Here is an 18,659-nt window from a genome sequence, read left to right on the forward strand (position 1 = left end):
GAAGGAAAGACGAGCACGCCCTTTGCCTTTTGCGACAGCTCACGCGAACCAGGCGCCGTCGAATACAGTTTCGTCAGTGTCGTCGACTTACGCTTCGCCGTATCGGGTTCACCGCTGGTTGAACAACATGCAAGAGTGAAGCCGCACAACGCATCACAGCGGACGCACGAACAAAGCGTCTTTTTGCATGTTGCTCTCCATACTGCCTGCTCGCGCGGTCTTGCCTGGATAGCTTTGAAATGCGCCCGGGCCCTTCATGAAGAGGGTGTATGCACCGACAAGGACATACGCAAGCTAAAGCGCGGAAAGCACCTTGAGTTTCGCGTTCGATGAAAGCACCTATGCATATGCGATTTGCACGATGAATAAGATAACTTTCCCTATCCGCCTATCGATAACTCGAGAGCCGAAGAAGGCAATCACTTCGATGCGTTTCTTCACGGAGAAAACAGAAACGCGCCAACATCGGGTCCGGGTTGCTTAATCCTTTACGGAGTTCATGCCGGCAGGCCGTCACCAAATGGCTCGAGAGCCTTTTCGATTTACGGTCAGCAAAGCCTATAAGAATGACCGTGCATCATAGTGGTTCGTCCGTGCCAATACATCGTGGAAAATCACGCGTTTACTGCCTATATTCCTAACGAAGCCGAACGGCTGCTTGCCGCCCTGCACGAGTCGTGGACTTGTTTGTTTCGACGCCAATGTGCAGGGGCAGATTTCCGAGTAGAAATCCGATCGTCCGCACTCCATGAACGCACAAGCAGCACAGTGACGATCTCACCAAGCACGACAGACCGAGTTCCAGGCCGGTGAAGTAGCGGTTCATCCAGCGATCACATGAGCTGCGCGCGCTATGGCTCCATCGCATGTTCGAGATTGTCTAAGACGGGTTCGCGAACTAGTTGCTTAGAAAATTCCAGTTGAGGATGTATCTCCGGGGCGCAGCTTCGCAAAGGAGCCGATCATGAATCGCCGCATGGTGTTAGTGACATTGACCACTACACTTGTCTCGCCTCGTCTCGCCTTCGCTGCGAGCAAGAAGGAGGAGCAGGCCGAGGTGAAGGCTGCGGCGAGGAGTGCGCTGGATGCGCTATTCAAGGCGCAACCGTCGGCCCGCAAGGCGGTGCAGTCAGCGGCAGGCTACGCCGCGTTCAGCAACTTCGGAATGAAGATTCTGTTGGCTGGCAGCGGCACGGGCAAGGGCATCGCCGTCAATAACAAAACCAAGGCGGTGACCTACATGAAGATGGCTGAAGTTCAGGCTGGCCTGGGCATCGGCGTCAAGAAGTTCCGGCAGGTCTGGGTGTTCGAAAACAGCGGCGCGCTGAACGATTTCATCGCGTCCGGCTGGACCTTCGGCGGACAGGCCACCGCAGCGGCAAAAGCCAGCGAAAAAGGCAGTTCGTACGAAGGGGCGATAGCCGTTGGACCGGGTGTGTGGCTCTATCAGCTTACCGATAAAGGTCTGGCGGTGGAACTCACCGCGAAAGGAACCAAGTACTACAAGGACGATGAGCTGAATGGCTGAACCAAACCAGAGGAGGTTAATACCAACATGAAGTATCCATTAGTCGCATCCGTGCTTGCACTTGCCGCCTGCGCGGCACCCCCAGCGGGAAATGTTCAATCCGTCGGTCAGAGTCAGAATTCGCCGAGTGCGGTAGCGCGATGCATCGCAACGAAGTGGGCGAACGCGTCTGGTCAGACCGTCTATATGCAACACGAAATTGCCGGCGATCGCGCGTTCAACGTGTTCGTACCGGGCCAGCAACCACCGAACGGCGCGGCGGCCCTGGTGCGCCCGGCCACGGGCGGACCAGGTTCATCGGTTAGTTTCCGGGGCGATGGCGGAAGCGCCGCAAGCTCCGTGAGCACCTGCCTGTAAATCGGTTGCCGAAGTCAGTGGCAGGCAGTGCATTTCGCGAACCGCCTACACGCGATCTTTTTCAGGAGCGCGGACATGAACGTCAAGCCTTTGCTCGCTGCCGTTGTCGTCTTGACGATGGCCAGCCCTGCATTGTCTCAGCCCCAGACCTCGGTGGAGGTCACAAAGGGAACCGGTAAAGCTGCGGTGGTCGGAACGACCAAGTTCACGGCCACGATCGTTGCCATTGACCCGGCCACCCGAACCGTTACGCTCAAAGACAAACGAGGAAAGGTCGTGGAGCTGGAGGTCGGGGAAGAAGCGCGCAACTTCGATCAGCTCAAGGTGGGTGACGTGGTCGCCACCGAATACAAGGAAGCGATGTCGCTGAGCCTCTCGAAAACCAGCGGCCCGCGTTCCGCCTCGCAGCGTCAGATAGAACAGCGGGCTGCTCCGGGCGCCAAACCCGGAGGGACGATCGGACGTGAGATCACCATCATGGCCGACGTCGTCAACGTCGATGCGAAAGCGCAGACTGTCACGTTGAAGGGTCCGCAAGGTAACAAGGTCGATGTGATCGTCGAAGACCCCGCGCAACTGAAGAATATCCACAAGGGAGATCAGGTCGAGGTCGTGTACACGGAAGCGCTCGCCATTTCTGTCACGCCCGGCGCGACCCAGTAGAACGAGCTGCCATGCGCCAGGTCCGGCAGTTTCTCGCCGATGCCTGGCATCGCGCTTCCTTTTGCGACGACTCCGGCTCTCATCGTGATGAGGCAAGTATCGGCTACCTGTGAGGAGACGGATGATGCTGCTCACACCGATTACCCAGCGAACGCTATCGCGCGAACTGCTCGACGTCTTGATCCGCGCCGGGCTCATCGCCGTGCTGGCCGTATTCTGCTTTCGCATCGTTGTACCGTTTCTCAGCCTGATGGTCTGGGCGTTGATCCTGGCGGTCACGCTCTATCCGCTGCAGGTGAGGCTCAGACGCCGGCTCTCCAACAAGGACGGGCTCGCCGCAACGTTGATCATCCTCATTGCCTTCGCGATCATTCTCGTGCCGACGTATCTGCTTGGCGTCGCGCTCGCCGACTCCGCGGCGCACATCGTGACCGTATTGAGAGGCGGAACCTTCCGCATTCCGGCGCCGGCGGAATCGGTGGCCGGATGGCCGCTCGTCGGCCAGCGAGTCTATGACTTCTGGCTGCAGGCCTCCAACGACCTGACCGGGTTGTTGCAACGATTTGCGCCGCAGTTCAAGGAGACGGGCCTCGCACTGATCGGGACGATCACCGGCCTCGGTGCTGCGATGCTGATTTTCTTCATCGCATTGATCGTCGCAGGCATTTTCATGGCGTACGGAGAGAAGGGATACCAAAGCGCCGTACAGATTGCATCGCGGATCTCGGGCCCGGAGAACGGTCGACAGATTGCGGACCTGTGTACCGCCACCATTCGAGCGGTGGCTCAGGGCGTGGTCGGGATCGCGTTCATTCAGATGCTGCTGATCGGTATCGGCTTCGTTGTGATGGGCATTCCCGGTGCCGGATTGCTCGCGCTCGCCGTGCTGTTGTTGGGCATCATGCAATTGCCGGCCACGCTGATCACGATCCCGGTCATCATTTTCGTCATTGCCAACGAGGGTGTCAGTACGGCGACGATCGTTTTCTCGGTCTATGTCTTCGTTGCAGGTCTGGCCGATAACGTCCTCAAGCCGTTGATGCTAGGGCGTGGCGTCGCCGTGCCGATGCCTGTCGTGCTGATCGGTGCGCTCGGCGGGATGGTCTCGGGTGGCGTCATTGGCTTGTTCATCGGCCCCGTGATGCTTGCGGTGGGTTATCAACTGTTCTGGCGATGGGTGCGAGAGCAACCGGGACAGCGTGACACAGGGACGGAAAAGCCGCATGCCGCGGGTGTTCGCCGATAACCCGCGTCCTTGCGCTTTTCCCTGGTCATCCGAGGGACGCGCATCAGCGATGAAAGCAATCTTCGCCCGGCCGCTTGCTGCAATTGCATTCGCCTGCACGCTCGCGGCGTGTGCCGCGCCCTCATCGACGACTTCCACACTCGGCTACAAGGAACGCGCCGTCACACGCAGCGAGGATCTGTTGCGAGTGTCGGCGGCGGCGCTTTCGTGGGACGAAAGTACTGCGGTATATGGCGTTGCACTCGCCTCGGAGGGGGTTCAGCCGGTCTGGATCGAGGTCGAGAACAAGAGCGACCACAGCTATTACCTGCTCTCGCCCGGCGTTGACCCGAACTTTTTCCCGGCATCCGAAGTTGCGGAGGCCTTCGTCCAGGCCAACGCACGCGGCGTCCCCGCCGAGCTGGACCGGCGCTTTCGCGAGCTTGCGTTTCGCAACCCGGTGTTGCCCGGACGGACGACCTCCGGTTTCGTGCTGACCAATCTTCAGGAAGGCGTGAAGTTCGTGCAGGTGGACCTGGTTGCCAGCCGGCGGGCGGCGACATTCTCGCTCTTCGTTCCTGTTCCGGGCTTCCAGGCCGACTATAAAACCAGCGAAGTCTTCATGCGCGACATGTACCCGCGCGAAGCGGTCACGAACTACACGGACGACAATGCCTTTCGCGCCGCCATCGAAGCTCTGCCATGCTGTGCGACCAACGAGGACGGCACGAAAAACGGCGACCCGATCAATCTCGTGATAGTGGGCGGGCTGGACGACGCCTTTCCCGCGCTCGTTCGGCGCGGATGGACGCCCACGGAAACAAAATGGTCGGGCGCCATCATGAAGCTGATCACCGCGGCTTTGGCCGGCGAACGATACGTCAATGCGCCGGTGAGCAATCTTTATCTGTTTGGCCGGCCGCAAGACCTGGCATTGCAGAAAGCACGCGACACGATCCACGAACGTAACCACCTGCGGCTCTGGTTGAGCCCGATGCGCTATGACGACAAGCCTGTCTGGGTCGGCCAGATCAGTCGCGATATCGGCGTTCGGCTCACGATTCACTCACCGACGCTCACCACGCACAAGATCGATCCTGATGTCGACGAGGCGCGCAGCGCGCTGAGCGAAGACATGGCTTACTCGCAAAGCCTGAAAAAGCTCGGTCTGGTGAAAGGCAGTGACGCTGCTCCGCAAGGCGCCCCGCGAAAGAACCTCACGTTGGACCCTTACTACACCGATGGTTATCGCGTCGTGCTGTTGTTCGACCGGAAGCCGACATCCCTTTCGGAGATCAGTTTCTTTCCTTGGCATAACCCAGGCGATCGCCAGCAAGACGATTCCGGAGCCGGACGATGAACCGGCGTCGGTGGTTGCGTCATGGGCTCGGTTTCCTTTGCTTCGCTTTGATTTTCGCGGTTGCAAGCTGCGCAACCTGGCAAACGCCGACGAACACCGATGACTCGGACATTCGCGCGCGCGCGGTGACAGAAACGGGACGCGGTGTAAAGGTCAGCGCGGCGGTGCTGAGCGCAGCCGACAGCAAGCGCATGTTCGGCGCCGATCTCAATGCCGCGCATGTACAGCCGGTCTGGATCGAGATCACGAACGGGACGACCCAACCCTTGCGGTTGTTGCGATCGGGAACCGATCCGAAATACTTTTCTCCGCGCGAAGTGGCGTGGTCGATGCATACGCTGCTCGATGGTTCGACGAACGCGCGGATCGATGACCACTTCGACAATCTGGGGTTCAAGAACCCGATTCCGCCCGGCGCCACTCACACGGGGATGCTCTTCACCAACGAGGACCGGGGCACGAAGCTTTGCAACATCGATCTGTTTGCGGACCGCACGCTGATTCCGTTCTCGCTTTTTCTTCCGGTGCCCGACGCCGGAGATCCTCGCTTCGAGGACACCTTCTTCCACTATCCCGAAGCGGAAGTCACCGACTATGACGATCTCTCGTCTCTGAGAGCGGCACTGGAACGGATGCCATGCTGCGCGACGGATGCCAGCGGGGCCGGGCAGGGCGATCCGCTCAACGGCGTGTTCATCGGCAGCCTCGACAACCTCGGCGCGGCCGCCGTCCGTCGCGGCTACCATGGAATCAAGCGCGAATCGGACCTTGCACAGCGACTGTACGGCCGCGCCCCCGACTTCGTCCTGCGCAAGCAGGCGTCCGCCGATGCCCCGTCGACGTGGATACGGGCGTGGCTTGCGCCCATCCGGTTCCGGCACCAGGCCGTCTTCGTGGCGCAGATCGGCCGGCCGGTCGCGGGGCGCTTCGCGCTTAAACGGCAAGCGGGCGTCACGCTTCAGGCAGACGTCGACGAAGCCAGAAATCTGCTGCTTCAGGACTTGACCTATTCGGGCGGACTGGAGAGCGTGGGATTCGTGTACGGCGTCGGGCCGGCGCCCCTGTCGCAGCCACGCACGACGCTCGACGGCGCCCCGTATCACACCGACGGACTGCGCGCGGTGCTGTTCTTCGCGACCCGTCCATTGAGTCTGTCGGACATCCAGTTTGTCGACTGGGTGCCGTATCTGCAGCCTGACAGCGCAGGCAATGTCGAGACGAGAAGCGATGGCCGCAACTAGAAGACGCTCCGAACGGGGAATCGGCTGGCTCGCAAAGGCGGCCTCATTTCGCACTCTGCGCGATGTCGTCACCATGGTCGCGCCGTTATCGATTTGCCTTGCACTCGGCGCCTGCGCGTCGAAGCCGCTGATCCCGTACTCGACCGATACACCGCCGCTTGCTCTGGTGCCGGCGTCATATGCAGGCGTGGAAGACAGACGAGGCCGTTTCCGCGAGATCTATTGCGCGGTGCTGGAAGCAGGCGGATCGCAATTACCCGACTACCGCCCCTGCAGCGATGCGCTGACGCGCGTCGGCACCGAACCGGGCGGCACCGGCAAGCCGATCGATCTCGGACCATCGAGGCGGCACCTCGTCGCGGCGATCGTGGCGGGTATCGGCTACGACTGTTTCAAACAGTGGTTGAACCCGCCCCGCACCGTCGCGAGCCACGTACGCCAGTTCGGCTACGACGCGATGCTCCTGCCGGTCGATGCGCTATCGGGCTCCGCCCGAAACGCTCGCCAGATTCGCGACGCGATCATGGCCATGCCTTCGGAGGCGGGTGCGCCGCGCCTCGTGCTGATGGGCTACTCCAAGGGCGCGCCCGATATCCTGGAAGCGCTCGTCGACTATCCGGAAATCCGCAGCCATGTCGCGGCGATGGTCAGCGTGGCCGGAGCGATTGGTGGCTCGCCACTGGCCAACGACGTCGAGCAATACCACGCCGAGCTGCTCCAGTATTTTCCGGGCGCCGAGTGCACGGAAGGGGACGGCGGCGGCGTGCAAAGCCTGAGACCCGCGTTTCGAAGGGCGTGGCTCGCGCAGCATCCGCTTCCCGATGGACCGCGCTATTACTCGGTCGTCACGTTTCCTTCACTGGCGCGCATCTCGTCGGTCCTCAAGTCGAGCTATGACAAGCTGGCCCTCATCGACCCGCGCAATGACAGTCAGGTCATCTTCTATGACCAGATCGTGCCCGGGAGCGCGTTGCTGGGTTATGTGAACGCGGATCACTGGGCCATCGCCGTGCCCATCGAGCGGTCGCATCCCACGGTGGGCTCGATCTTCGTCACGCAGAACGCCTATCCGCGCGAGGCACTGACGGAGGCGATCCTGCGTTTCGTCGAGGAAGACCTCGATTCACACCGCTGAGTCCCGACGCGAGCGCGCGCGCGTCCGGCGCCCACGAAAAAAATCCCGCCACCCAAAGGTGGCGGGAAGACAGGAACTACAGCAACGCTATGGAACAGCGGAACGGCGAACGCCGCATCGAATGCGGCGTTCGCGTGAGTTCGTTCGCGTGAGTTACTTGTGCTCCTCAGCGGAGTTCGTGATGGCGTGACCGCCCTTCGAGATATCCTGGCCCGCGCCAGAGATCGTGTTGCAACCCGCGAGAGCCGCCGTGCCGGCGATCAGCAGCAAAGCGATAAGTCGAGTCATGTTTATTCCCCCTGGATTTGAAAAGTGCAACAGGAATCGCGTCGGCGCATCGGGTCGCCTTGTCGATGTCTGTCCACACCGGTGTAATCAATCTTAAAAAAGTGGGTCGGCTCTGACTGTAGGCACGCATGCGATTTTGTTGTCGGCAGCGTCCGCATTTCGTGTCGGCGTCGTCCTACGAGGAGGGCGCGGCGATGGACGCATCGGCGCTGCGTTCGCGCGGCATCGACACGCTGATCGCCGTGCCGTGCGGCATCGCGCGCTCGATCTCGAAGCGCCCGCCGCGCGCCGACACCCGCTGGCGCATGCCGACGAGCCCGTGCGTCTGCGTGCGCTTCAGATCCTGCGGCCGGATGCCGATGCCGTCGTCGGTGATCGAGAGCGACACGCTTTCTTCATCGACCGCGAGCGCCACACGGATGCGGCTCGCGCGCGCGTACTTCGCCGCGTTCGTGAGCGTCTCCTGCGCGACGCGAAAGAGCGCGATCTCGATCGCCTCGCCGAGCTTGACGTCCTCGCCCGGCAGATCGAACTCGACGCTCCAGCCGTTGCGTTGCGCGGCTTCGTCGGCGAGCGAGCGCAGCGCCGTCACGAGGCCGAAGTTGGCGAGCACGGTCGGGCGCATGTCCTCGATGATCCGGCGCTTCAGCGCGATGCCCTGATCGAGATTGCCGAGCGCGCGCGCGAGCTTCTCGGCCATTGCGGGCTCGGTGTCCCTGAGCTTGCCGCGCACCCACGCGACATCCATCTTGCTCGCGGTGAGGATCGAGCCGAGTTCGTCGTGCAGCTCGCGCGCGAGTTCTGTCTTTTCGTTCTCGCTCACCGATTGCAAATGCCATGCGAGTGCTTCGAGCTGCCGCGTGCGTGCGAACACGAGTTGATCGAGCTCCTCCTGCTGCGTGATGAGCGCTTTCTGCACGCGCGCCTGCTTGTCGAGCTGAATGCCCAGATTGCGGAACAGCAAAAGGAACAACACGATGTTGAGCGCGCACAACGCGGCGACGCACAGCGTCGAGATGCGCTGATCGGCGCGGCTCGCGTCGAGTGCGTGTTGCGCGCGCTGTTCCTCGTTCAGACGCAAAAGCGCCAGCGCCGCATCGAGTGTCGCGCTGGCGTCGGGCGGCGCGGGGGCGAGCGCGGGCGCGCGGGCATCCGCATCCTGTGACGAACCGTCGAGACGCGCCGTGCCTTGCGCGATTTCACCGTCGGCAGCGGCGCGGACCTGCGCGAAGCTCGCGAGCGCGGTGTCGTCGCCGATGCGCCGGTAATACGCATCGAGCGATGCGAGCGCGCGCCGAACGCGCGCGGCCGTCTCCCGGAAATGCGCCTGATATGCGGCGTCGGGCTGCAGTGCAAAGGCGCGTTCGTCGGCGGTGAGCGTGGCGATATCGGCGGCGAGCGTCGAGAGCTGCGCGGTTGCGCCTTTCGCGTCGAGCGCGGTTTCGTATTCGGACGCGATGCGCATGCGCCCCGATTCCAGAATCACGAGCCCGCCCACCGTGATGACGATCGCGACCGTCATCGCGACCGCCCAGCTATAGCGGCGCATCCATTCGTTGAAGCGGGCCGCGCGGCGCGCGATCCCGGCCGGCGCGGGCTGCGTGGCCGCTTTCGCCGCGGCGGGATCATCGGTCGCGAAGGAAGGCGCGTCGCCCGGAGGAATCGTCGGAACGTGGCTCATGGTGTCGGTGCAACGGCGTTTCACGTCGGGAAGCGGAATTGAAAGCAAGTGTCGGTGGATTCCCACAGCAAAAAAGGAGCCTGCCCGAATGCGCGGCGCAAAGCGCATGGCTAGCATGGATCCGTCATCCACTCATACGGGGAACGATCATGCTGAAGTGGGCGTTGTTTTTCGCGATCGTGGCCGTGATCGCGGGCGTGTTGGGCTTCACCGGCGTCGCCGCCGGGGCTGCCGCCATCGCCAAATTCCTGTTCGTGCTGTTCCTGATCCTGTGCGTCGTGTTCCTGGTGCTCGGCTTCATCGTCACGAAGAAAGCCATCGATTAGCGCCGGTTCCGTCAGCATCGCCGAACCATTCGAATAACCCATTGGAAGGAGGTCACATGCTTCACTACGCTGCAGTCTTCTTCGTCATCGCGCTCATCGCGGCCGTGTTCGGCTTCACCGGCATCGCGGCCGGCGCGGCGGAAATCGCGAAAATCCTTTTCTTCATTTTTCTCGTCGTGTTCGTGGTCACGCTGCTCCTGGGCGTGTTCCGAACGTGATGCCCTGATCCGGCGAAAGCCATGATCCACCGAGCCGCGCGCGGGATTCAAGACCGTTGCGCGGCCTTTTCGATGGACCAGGCATGGTGCATGCATCGGGGTCCCTGATTGGATAGCAGGGCTCTATGCGGGCGGCGCCTGCAAGCGTCTGCTCCAGCGACCGAAATCTCATTCCATTACAGAGGAGCGAATCAAATGTCCAAATCGTCTGCTGTAAAAGCCGCGCCGGGCCAGTCCTCGGACGCCTTCGTCCTCGACGTCGAAAAGATTCGCGCCGACGCGCGCCAGCACATGGACGAAGGCGCGGTGACCACGGGTTACGGTGCCGACCGCGAAACCGTGCTGAAGCTGCTCAACGACTCGCTTGCCACGGAAATCGTCTGCACGCTGCGCTACAAGCGTCACTACTTCATGGCGAAGGGCATTCACTCGGAAGCCGTCGCGCAGGAGTTTCTCGAGCACGCGAACGAGGAGCAGCAGCACGCGGATACGCTTGCCGAGCGCATCGTGCAGCTCGGCGGCGCGCCCAATTTCGCGCCCGACGGCCTCTCGTCGCGCTCGCATTCCGAGTACAACGAAGGCAAGGATCTGATCGACATGATCCGCGAGAACCTGATCGCCGAGCGCATCGCGATCGATACGTATCGCGAGATCATTCGCTATCTCGGCGACAAGGACGTCACGACGCGACGCATCTTCGAGGAGATCCTGGCCGTCGAGGAAGAGCACGCCGACGACATGGCGGATCTGCTGGAAGGCCGCAACGGCTAAGGGCAATGCCGGATGCGCGCGAAAGCGCATCCGGCGCTCTGCATGACATGTCCGATCAACTTCTGGAAGAACGTCCGGCAGCGCGGACGACGCGAATGATTCGAGTCTTGATAGCCGACGACCACGCGATCGTGCGCAGCGGGTTCAGGCAGTTCGTCGCCGACGAGCCCGACATGGAAGTCGCCGCCGAAGCCGCGACCGGCGACGAAGCCATCGCGCGCGTGCGCGAGCAGGCGTTCGACGTGGTGCTGCTCGATATCGCGATGCCGGACAAGAACGGCGTCGATACCTTGCGCGTGATCAAGCAGATCCGGCCGGAGCAGGGCGTGCTGATGCTCTCGGGCTTTCCGGAGAGCCAGTACGCGATCAACCTGCTGAAAGCGGGCGCGAACGGCTATCTGAACAAGGACGCCGCGCCCGATGAAATCGTGCGCGCGATCCGCACGGTGGCGCGCGGGCATCGCTATCTGTCGGAGTTCATCGCCGATGCGCTCGCCGACAAGCTCGACAAGCCCGCCGCCGAGCGCCCGCACGAACTTTTGTCGGAGCGCGAGTTCCAGATCTTCTGCAAGCTCGCGGGCGGCCAGATTCCGACGGAAATCGCGCAGGAGCTGCATCTGTCCGTGAAGACGGTGAGCACGTATCGCGCGCGCGTGCTCGAGAAAATGCGGCTGGCCAATAACGCCGATCTCACCTATTACGCGATCAAGAACGGCCTGATCGAGTAGCGGCGCGCCGCTCGAATTCCGCGCCGCTCGTTCGGGCGCAGCACAGCCGGAGGGCGCCCGCCGTGGGCAATCACATCACCACCGACGACGGAGCAGGGCAAGCGGACGCGCGGCGCGCGCCGCTCGCGGTGCTGCTGATCGAGGACTCCCCGCTCATCCGCCGCAGCCTGACCGAAGCCATCGACGCGCTCGGGCCGTGGCGCGTGACCGCGTTCGCCGACGCGCCGGACGACGCCATCGCGCTGTTGTCGTCGCAGGCGTTCGACGCGGTGATCGTCGATCTGCAGCTCAGGCGCGGCTCGGGCATCGACGTGCTCGCGTGGCTCGAAGCGAGCGGTGCGGCCCGCTCGCGCGGCGCGTTCGTCGCGGTGCTGACCAATCACGCGCTGCCGACGTATCGCGAGCGTTGCCTGCAATACGGCGTGCGCCACTTCTTCGACAAGTCGCTCGAATTCGACCGCGTGCTCGACGCGCTCTGCGACTACGCGCGCGAGCGGGCCTGAGCGCCGTATTGCCTGACAGCCTTAGCGCCGCTCGCGACCGCGCCAGTGGCTGAAGCCGGCGAGGCCCGTCGCCGCGAGGCCCGCGAGACAGACGCCCGTCCAGCCCATCGCGCCCCACGCAAGCGACGCGATCGCCGACCCTGCCGCCCCGCCGATGAAATACGCCACCATGTAGACCGTGTTCACGCGGCTGCGCGCTTCGGGTTTGAGCGCGTAGATGCGCGACTGGTTCGAGATCTGCGCGGCCTGCACGCCGACATCGAGCACGATCACGCCGACGACGAGCCCCGCGATGCTTTTCGCCGAGAGCGCGAAGATGACGAACGACAGCGCCACGAGCCCGATGCACAGCGCGATGACGGCGCGCGGCCCGCGTCTGTCGGCGGATTTGCCCGCGAGCGGCGCCGCGAGCGCGCCTGCCGCGCCGACGATCCCGAACAGCCCGGCTGCCTGCGGCCCCATGTGAAACGGCTCGCCCGCGAGCAGCAGCGTGAGCACCGACCAGAAGATGCTGAACGCGGCGAAGAGCGCGCCGCCGGTCAGCGCCGCCTCGCGCAGCACCGCGTTCTCCACCGCGAGATGCCACATGGAGCCGAGCAGCTTGCCGTAGGGCAGCGTCGACGTGGGCCGGCTCTTCGGCAGCCGTGCGATCACGACGGCCGCGAGCACGATGGTCGCGAGCACCGACGCGCCGAACACCGCGCGCCAGCCGAAATACTCCGCGACGAACCCGGACACCGTGCGCGCGAGCAGGATGCCGAGCAGAAGCCCGCTCATCACGGTCCCGACGGCGTGACCGCGCTCGGCGGCGGGCGCGAGCTCGGCGGAGAACGGCACGGCCTGCTGCGCGATCGTCGCTACGACGCCGATCGCGAGGCTCGCCGCGATCAGGACCGCGAGCGTCGGCGCGCTCGCCGCGGCCACGAGCGATGCGCCGAGCGCCGCCAGTTGCAGCAGGATCAGAAGACGCCGGTCGAAGCGGTCGCCGAGCGGCGCGAGCAGGAGCATGCCGAGCGCGTAGCCGAGCTGCGTCGACGCGGGCACGGCGCCGATCAGCCACGCGCTTTCGGGAAAGCTCGCGCGGAAGTCGCCGAGCAGCGGCTGGTTGAAGTAGATGTTCGCAACGGAGACGCCCGCGATGGTCGCGAGCAGCCACAGCGTGGCGCGCGAATAGTGCGGATGTCGTTCCGGCGGATGCGGTTGAGGCGAAGTGGGCATGGATCGAAGGCGATGACGGCGAGCCGCCGATCATACTGAAGACGCGCGAGCGCTGCTGAACCTCACTCGAAGGGCTGTGGTCCGCCGCCTTGCTCGACGCTCATGCAGTGCGTGACGAGGCCGAGACCGGCGCGCCACAGATGCAGCCCGAATCCGGGCGGCTCCATCACGAAGGCTTCCGGGCCGTCGGGTTTCAGTTGCAGCGCGACCTGATGCGCGGTCGACGGCGCGCACCACACGATCGTGCCGCCGAACCGTGCGCTGATCGCGCGATGCACGTGACCGCACACGATCCGCTCGACGTTCGGATGACGCCGCACGAGGGCGTCGAGCGCGCGGCTGTCGTCGGGGGCGAGGCGGATGTCGTCCATGAAGCCGATGCCGCACGCGAAGGGCGGATGATGCATGCCGATCAGCACGGGCCGCTCGCGGCACGCGTCGAGCTGCGCTTCGAGCCACGCAAGGCGCGTCGCGCACAGGCGGCCCGCGCCCGAGCCGGGGTCGAGCGTGTCGAGCGCGATCACGCGCAGCTCGCCGACATCGAATGCGTAGTGCACGAAGCCGTCGTCGCTCGCGAGCTCGGGGCGGTCGCCGAACACCGCGCGCAGGGCGGCGCGGTCGTCGTGATTGCCGACGAGCAGGCGCCACGGCATCGCGAGCCGGTCGAGCAGCGTGCGCAGATGCCGGTATTCGTCGATGCCGCCCGCATCGACGAGATCGCCCGTGATGAGCGCGGCGTCGGGGCGCGGGTCGAGCGCATTGAGCGCATCGATGGCGCGGGCGAGGAAGGCGGCCGTATCGACGCGGCCGTAGGCGAGCGTGCCCGGCGGCGTGATGTGCAAATCGCTGATCTGGGCGAGCAGCATGCGCGTATCTCTCCTCGTCGCGGGCGGATTGCCGGCTTAATCGTCGGATGCGGCGACCGGCGGCTTCGGCGCGAGCTTCGCGGGCACGAGCCACTGGAAGCCGGTCATCGATGTCTCGCTGAACGTGCATTCCGCGGCCGCGGCCACCGACACCGGTTTGGTGGCCGGCGGCTTCGGCGGATTCTGGATCGTGCCGTGCACGACGACCCGCGAACCATGATAACTCGCGCCGGAACCGGTGATTTTGAGGGGCGCGCTCGCGGCGTCGGGATAATCGGCGCGCGCCTTCTCCTTGCAGGCCTCGACGTTCTTGTAATACGACGTGCAGCCGGCGAGGAACGCGAGCGGAATCGGGAGCAGGGCGAGCAGGTGGCGGGAGCGAAGATTCATCGATGAAATCGGTCGATGCCCGATGCCGCGGGGGGGCGTCGGAGCGGGATGGATTCGGGGCGAAGCTTTATAACACGCGCGCGGCCGTGCATCACTGTAGTGCATTGCGGCAAGGCGCGCGCGGGGCGCGGATGCTTGTTTTATCGCGCACAGCGGTAGCACAATCGGCACTGTCACTCGACGAGCACGTTCCTCACCCATGGAGACCGCCATGCAGAAGGACATTGAAGTAGGCGATTATCTGCTCGCCATGCAGGCCGTGGCGAGGCCGCTCGAGACCGATGCCGACGCCGACGCCGACGCCGACGCGGCCCCGTCCGAGGGCTACGCGATCCGCGTGCGCGTGACGCGGCTCGACCGGAAGCCGGTGCACAGTTCGACGCTCGCCGACGATTCCGGCGAGATGCTGGGCGACCATGGCCCGTTCGAGACCGTCGCGGAGGCCATCGCGCACGGCGAGGCGTGGGGACGCCATTACGTCGCGCGCGTGCTGGGGCATTCGGTGTAGCGGAGGCGTCCGCGAAAGAGGGGAGCGTTCCCCGCGACAGGCGGGTGCCGGGCGAAACGGCGCGTCGCTAGACTCTGGCTCATCGACCGGACCATCGCCGGAGGTTGCCATGACGCCCGTCGCCCTTTACATCACGCCCCATTACATCGCTTCGGTGCGCAGAGGCAAGGCGCGCGACTGCTTCGGCGGGACGGTGCGCTTCGTCGGCGTGGACGCGCTGCCGTTCGATATCGAGCACGTGTGCCTGCTCGATCGCGATACGGCGATCGAGGCGCTCTTCGATGCGGTGCGGGATGCGGAGCGGTTGTTGAATGCGGTGTGAGAACTGCGTTCAACGGCGTGATGGTGGATCGGAGTGCCACCGCGATTCGAACGGTGCAGTGATTGCCTGGTGCCGGGGACCGGACTCGAACCGGCAAGCCGTGAGGCGGCGGATTTTAAGTCCGCTATGTTTACCAATTTCATCACCCCGGCAGGGCGGACGCGATTCTACCATTGCGCCGCATCGCGCCAAAACCGCGCCCGCGCGTTCCGGCGTCGATGGCCGGGTCGTTCGACAAGCCTACGCACGTCTCGCATAATCGGCGACGGACCCTTCGGCCCCGCATGAAACGACGCGAGGCCGAAGGACTGGCGAAACCAGCACGGCGCGAGGACAGCGAAACGTGATGCGCATCGGCGTCATCTCCGACACCCACAACCTCGTGCGCCCCGAGGCGCTCGACGCATTGCGCGGCTGCGCGCACATCATCCACGCGGGCGACATCTGCAAACGCGAGGTACTCGATACGCTCGCGCCACTCGCGCCGCTCACGGTCGTGCGCGGCAACAACGATATCGGCGATGACGTCGCGCGCTTGCCCGCGCATGCACGCATCGAGCTCGGCGGCGCGACGTTCCACGTCGTGCACGATATCGCCGATGTGCCGAAGCCGCTCGACGGCATCGACATCGTCGTGACCGGGCACTCGCACAAGCCGCTCATCGAGCGACGCGGCGAGGTGCTCTTCGTGAATCCGGGCAGCGCGGGCCCGCGTCGTTTCAGACTGCCGATCACGCTCGCGCTCATCGATATCGACGCAGGCGGGATCGACGCGCGCATCGTTGCCCTCGTCGAATGAAAAAAAAGGCCGGCGCGCAGCGCCGGCCCTTCCATCCGATCAAACCTGAACGCTTACGCGCGCACCGTGCCTTCCGGGAACGCATCGTCCATCTCGGCGGCCTGGCGATGGCCGCGCAGAATCGCATGCGCTTCCGATTTCGACGCCACGGCCGGCGGCGAGCCCTTCAGCGGCTTCTTCGCCGTCTCGTGCAGCGCGAGCACCGACACGATACCGATCAGCGACGCGCCCATCAGATAGTACGCGGGCATCATCAGGTTGCCGGTCTTGTCGACGAGCCACGCCGTCACGAGCGGCGTCGTGCCGCCGAACAGCGACACCGACACATTGAAGCCGATCGCGAGCGCGCCGTAGCGGATCTTCGTCGGGAAGAGCGCCGGCAGCGAGGACGGCATCACGCCCGTGAACGTCGACAGCAACGCGCCGAGAATCATCATGCCCGCAAAGATCGACGGGACCGTGCCCATGCGGATCAGCGAGAGCGACGGAATCGACAGCACCAGCAGGCCGATACAGCCCGCGAGCATCACCGGCTTGCGGCCGATCGCATCCGAAAGGCGTCCCGCGAGAAGCGTCAGCGGCATCATCAGCACCATCACGATCAGCACGATGAAGAGGCCGTGCGTCTCGTTGAACTTGAGCGTCGCCGACAGATAGCTCGGCAGATACGACAGCGCCATGTAGTCGGTCACGTTGAAGATCAGCACGAGGCCCACGCACTGCAAGAGCGGCTTCCATTGCTGGAGGAGCGTCTCGCGGAACTGCTCCCTGGTCGTTTCGTGCGACACCGCTTCCGCCTTCTCGGCTTCGCGCTGGAACGCGGGCGTCTCTTCGAGCTTCATCCGGATATAGAGTCCGATGAGACCGAGCGGACCCGCGATCATGAACGGAATGCGCCAGCCCCACGAAAGCAGCGCGCTTTCCGACATCACCGCCGTCATCACCGCGACCACGCCCGCGCCGAGCACATAGCCGACGAGCGTGCCGAATTCGAGGAAGCTCGACATGAAGCCGCGCTTCTTGTCCGGCGAGAACTCGGCGATGAAGGTCGCCGCGCCGCCGTATTCGCCGCCCGTCGAGAAGCCCTGCACGAGACGCGCGACGAGCAGCAGCACCGGCGCCATGACGCCGATCGTCTCGTAGCTCGGAATGATGCCGATACAGAACGTGCCGACGGCCATCATGATCATCGTCATCGCGAGTACGCGCTTGCGGCCGATGCGGTCGCCGAGCGGGCCGAACACCATGCCGCCGATCGGGCGCACGAGGAACGCGGCCGCGAACGTGCCGAAGGTCGCGAGCAACTGCGCGGCCGGGCTGCTCGACGGGAAGAACACCTTGCCGAGCGTCACGGCGATGTAGCTGTACACGCCGAAGTCGAACCATTCCATCGCGTTACCGATGGCCATGGCGCCGACGGCGCGCTTCAGCAGGGATTGATCGACGATGGTGATGTCGTCGAGGGTGAGATCGGACTTCTGACTCGATGAATCGCGTGTGCGCCAAAGGCCCTCGTGAAGAGAAGACATAGTTCGAAAAACTCCGTATTCGATCCCGAGAACTCGCGAGAGCTTCGGGCGCGTCGTCGAAAAAAACGACGGCGCGTATTGCCGGGACAGTGCAGTTTCGCGACGGCGCCGCCTGTTCTCGGGACAGCGGAAAACGATCGCCAATGGCTCCGCTCGGCGTCTTGCAGGGAGCAGATGCCGAAAAATGAAAATCGAACGCGGTGCCGATGCTTCGCGGTGGGTCGCGAAATTGCACTCGGGGTGAAACAAACGAATTTGACGTGCGGACGGCGAACCGAGCGGTGAACTCGAATTGCCGCGGGTGGGCCGCGACGTCGGCGAAAAAACTGCTTGAGACGAAAAAGGCCGGCGTTGTTGCTGGAAACCGACGCGCCTCTTTGTATAAAAACTGTCACTACCGCGCGATGATCCGAAGCGTGGCTCGGAAACATTGAGGCGTGAATGATGGTGAATTGCTGTTGATAACGAGCAAGATAATAACACGATGACAGACGATGTGCAAACCGCCCGATGCGAGGGCATTTGCCCGCGGCGCCCAAAGCCTTATCCCGCTTAGGATTGCGCCGAATCAGTCTTATTTGTCTGATGTACTAAACAGGACATTTTTGCCGGTTCGCGGGCAATAAAAAACCGGCCGCGAGGGCCGGTTTTTTCAGCGCGCTTCGAACGCGGTTTTCAGCTTTGCGGCGGCACGTAGCCCGAAGCCGTATCGGCGCCTTCGCCGAAGAAGTATTTCTCGGTCTGCTTGATGAGGTACTGGCGGGCGCGCGGATCGGCCATGTTCAGGCGATTCTCGTTGATGAGCATCGTCTGCTGCTTGAGCCAGCCTTGCCAGGCTTCCTTCGAGATCGTTTCGTAGATGCGCTTGCCGAGCTCGCCCGGCAGCGGCGGAAAGTCCAGTCCTTCGGCTTCCTTGCCGAGCTTCGCGCATTGAACCATTCGGGCCATTGTGAGTTTCTCCTCTGTATCGGGGGAAAAGCGCGGTGTCGCGCTTTTCAAATCG

At 63.7% G+C, this 18,659-nt stretch carries 23 protein-coding genes and 1 tRNA gene; 15 read left to right on the forward strand and 9 right to left on the reverse strand.

All coding sequences use genetic code 11. The features are described from left to right. Nucleotides 1–964: 964 nt before the first annotated feature. From AWB78_RS05155 to AWB78_RS05170, 5 genes are all read left to right on the forward strand, one after another. A complete protein-coding gene (locus tag AWB78_RS05155) occupies nt 965–1,528 on the forward strand; it encodes a lipid-binding SYLF domain-containing protein (protein WP_063958934.1) in 564 nt (187 codons plus the stop codon). 27 nt (nt 1,529–1,555) lie between these two features. Continuing rightward, nucleotides 1,556–1,885: a hypothetical protein gene (locus AWB78_RS48180; protein ID WP_074173381.1), complete on the forward strand. Its 330-nt coding sequence runs from the start codon at nt 1,556–1,558 to the stop codon at nt 1,883–1,885. A 75-nt stretch (nt 1,886–1,960) separates the two neighbouring features. Then, the gene (locus AWB78_RS05160; protein ID WP_062602881.1) at nt 1,961–2,548 is read left to right on the forward strand and encodes a hypothetical protein; all 588 of its coding nucleotides are present in this window, start codon (nt 1,961–1,963) and stop codon (nt 2,546–2,548) included. 124 nt (nt 2,549–2,672) lie between these two features. Next, complete coding sequence (locus AWB78_RS05165; protein WP_062602984.1) at nt 2,673–3,794, forward strand: AI-2E family transporter; 1,122 nt, start codon at nt 2,673–2,675, stop codon at nt 3,792–3,794. Between the two features lie 49 nt (nt 3,795–3,843). Then, the gene (locus AWB78_RS05170; protein ID WP_062602883.1) at nt 3,844–5,133 is read left to right on the forward strand and encodes an LssY C-terminal domain-containing protein; all 1,290 of its coding nucleotides are present in this window, start codon (nt 3,844–3,846) and stop codon (nt 5,131–5,133) included. 19 nt (nt 5,134–5,152) lie between these two features. On the opposite strand, the gene AWB78_RS48185 is transcribed toward AWB78_RS05170, so the two are convergent. Continuing rightward, nucleotides 5,153–5,326 (reverse strand): hypothetical protein, encoded by a 174-nt coding sequence (locus AWB78_RS48185; RefSeq protein WP_232477609.1) that lies wholly within the window; start codon nt 5,324–5,326, stop codon nt 5,153–5,155. On the opposite strand from AWB78_RS48185, the gene AWB78_RS05175 reads away from it, so the two are divergent. Both AWB78_RS05175 and AWB78_RS48190 read left to right on the forward strand, forming a co-directional pair. Continuing rightward, nucleotides 5,325–6,374, forward strand: a complete 1,050-nt coding sequence (locus tag AWB78_RS05175; RefSeq protein ID WP_232477610.1) for an LssY C-terminal domain-containing protein — start codon at nt 5,325–5,327, stop codon at nt 6,372–6,374. The two genes, AWB78_RS48185 and AWB78_RS05175, sit on opposite strands and share 2 nt — an antisense overlap. Before the next feature lie 73 nt (nt 6,375–6,447). After that, nucleotides 6,448–7,509: a hypothetical protein gene (locus AWB78_RS48190; RefSeq protein ID WP_062602889.1), complete on the forward strand. Its 1,062-nt coding sequence runs from the start codon at nt 6,448–6,450 to the stop codon at nt 7,507–7,509. A gap of 153 nt (nt 7,510–7,662) precedes the next feature. Here the strand turns inward: AWB78_RS48190 and AWB78_RS05185 are convergent, their stop codons facing one another. Then, a complete protein-coding gene (locus AWB78_RS05185) occupies nt 7,663–7,797 on the reverse strand; it encodes an entericidin A/B family lipoprotein (protein WP_050334179.1) in 135 nt (44 codons plus the stop codon). A 175-nt stretch (nt 7,798–7,972) separates the two neighbouring features. Further along, complete coding sequence (locus AWB78_RS05190) at nt 7,973–9,478, reverse strand: sensor histidine kinase (RefSeq protein WP_062602890.1); 1,506 nt, start codon at nt 9,476–9,478, stop codon at nt 7,973–7,975. Nucleotides 9,479–9,627: 149 nt separating this feature from the next. On the opposite strand from AWB78_RS05190, the gene AWB78_RS43240 reads away from it, so the two are divergent. From AWB78_RS43240 to AWB78_RS05205, 5 genes are all read left to right on the forward strand, one after another. After that, the gene (locus AWB78_RS43240; protein WP_074173382.1) at nt 9,628–9,804 is read left to right on the forward strand and encodes a DUF1328 domain-containing protein; all 177 of its coding nucleotides are present in this window, start codon (nt 9,628–9,630) and stop codon (nt 9,802–9,804) included. Nucleotides 9,805–9,860: 56 nt separating this feature from the next. Next, complete coding sequence (locus AWB78_RS43130) at nt 9,861–10,022, forward strand: DUF1328 family protein (RefSeq protein WP_008350559.1); 162 nt, start codon at nt 9,861–9,863, stop codon at nt 10,020–10,022. A 195-nt stretch (nt 10,023–10,217) separates the two neighbouring features. Continuing rightward, nucleotides 10,218–10,793 carry a ferritin-like domain-containing protein gene (locus AWB78_RS05195; protein WP_062602892.1) on the forward strand — a complete coding sequence of 192 codons (576 nt, stop codon included), beginning with the start codon at nt 10,218–10,220 and terminating at the stop codon, nt 10,791–10,793. A 95-nt stretch (nt 10,794–10,888) separates the two neighbouring features. Next, complete coding sequence (locus tag AWB78_RS05200; protein ID WP_041730251.1) at nt 10,889–11,521, forward strand: response regulator; 633 nt, start codon at nt 10,889–10,891, stop codon at nt 11,519–11,521. A gap of 62 nt (nt 11,522–11,583) precedes the next feature. After that, complete coding sequence (locus AWB78_RS05205; protein ID WP_062602893.1) at nt 11,584–12,024, forward strand: response regulator; 441 nt, start codon at nt 11,584–11,586, stop codon at nt 12,022–12,024. A 21-nt stretch (nt 12,025–12,045) separates the two neighbouring features. Here the strand turns inward: AWB78_RS05205 and AWB78_RS05210 are convergent, their stop codons facing one another. The 3 genes from AWB78_RS05210 to AWB78_RS05220 all read right to left on the reverse strand — a co-directional run bounded on the left by AWB78_RS05210 (nt 12,046) and on the right by AWB78_RS05220 (nt 14,498). Continuing rightward, complete coding sequence (locus AWB78_RS05210) at nt 12,046–13,242, reverse strand: MFS transporter (RefSeq protein WP_062602895.1); 1,197 nt, start codon at nt 13,240–13,242, stop codon at nt 12,046–12,048. Nucleotides 13,243–13,304: 62 nt separating this feature from the next. Continuing rightward, nucleotides 13,305–14,108, reverse strand: a complete 804-nt coding sequence (locus AWB78_RS05215) for a phosphodiesterase (RefSeq protein WP_062602897.1) — start codon at nt 14,106–14,108, stop codon at nt 13,305–13,307. A gap of 36 nt (nt 14,109–14,144) precedes the next feature. Next, entirely contained in the window at nt 14,145–14,498 is a 354-nt protein-coding gene (locus AWB78_RS05220; protein ID WP_062602899.1) for a hypothetical protein, read from the reverse strand. 211 nt (nt 14,499–14,709) lie between these two features. Here AWB78_RS05220 and AWB78_RS05225 point away from each other — a divergent pair, with 211 nt between their 5' ends. Continuing rightward, the gene (locus AWB78_RS05225; protein ID WP_062602901.1) at nt 14,710–15,006 is read left to right on the forward strand and encodes a hypothetical protein; all 297 of its coding nucleotides are present in this window, start codon (nt 14,710–14,712) and stop codon (nt 15,004–15,006) included. Nucleotides 15,007–15,115: 109 nt separating this feature from the next. Beyond that, complete coding sequence (locus tag AWB78_RS05230; RefSeq protein ID WP_062602902.1) at nt 15,116–15,328, forward strand: hypothetical protein; 213 nt, start codon at nt 15,116–15,118, stop codon at nt 15,326–15,328. 67 nt (nt 15,329–15,395) lie between these two features. Here the strand turns inward: AWB78_RS05230 and AWB78_RS05235 are convergent. Then, nucleotides 15,396–15,480, reverse strand: a tRNA-Leu gene (locus AWB78_RS05235). A gap of 194 nt (nt 15,481–15,674) precedes the next feature. On the opposite strand from AWB78_RS05235, the gene AWB78_RS05240 reads away from it, so the two are divergent. Then, nucleotides 15,675–16,127 (forward strand): metallophosphoesterase family protein, encoded by a 453-nt coding sequence (locus AWB78_RS05240; protein ID WP_062602904.1) that lies wholly within the window; start codon nt 15,675–15,677, stop codon nt 16,125–16,127. 53 nt (nt 16,128–16,180) lie between these two features. Here the strand turns inward: AWB78_RS05240 and proP are convergent, their stop codons facing one another. Both proP and AWB78_RS05250 read right to left on the reverse strand, forming a co-directional pair. Next, a complete protein-coding gene (gene proP / locus AWB78_RS05245; protein WP_062602906.1) occupies nt 16,181–17,656 on the reverse strand; it encodes a glycine betaine/L-proline transporter ProP in 1,476 nt (491 codons plus the stop codon). Nucleotides 17,657–18,331: 675 nt separating this feature from the next. Continuing rightward, on the reverse strand, nt 18,332–18,604 hold the full coding sequence (locus AWB78_RS05250; protein WP_008350541.1) for an oxidative damage protection protein: 273 nt from the start codon (nt 18,602–18,604) through the stop codon (nt 18,332–18,334). Between the last annotated feature and the right edge of the window lie 55 nt (nt 18,605–18,659).

The organism is Caballeronia calidae, assembly GCF_900044055.2.
Taxonomy (GTDB): domain Bacteria; phylum Pseudomonadota; class Gammaproteobacteria; order Burkholderiales; family Burkholderiaceae; genus Caballeronia; species Caballeronia calidae.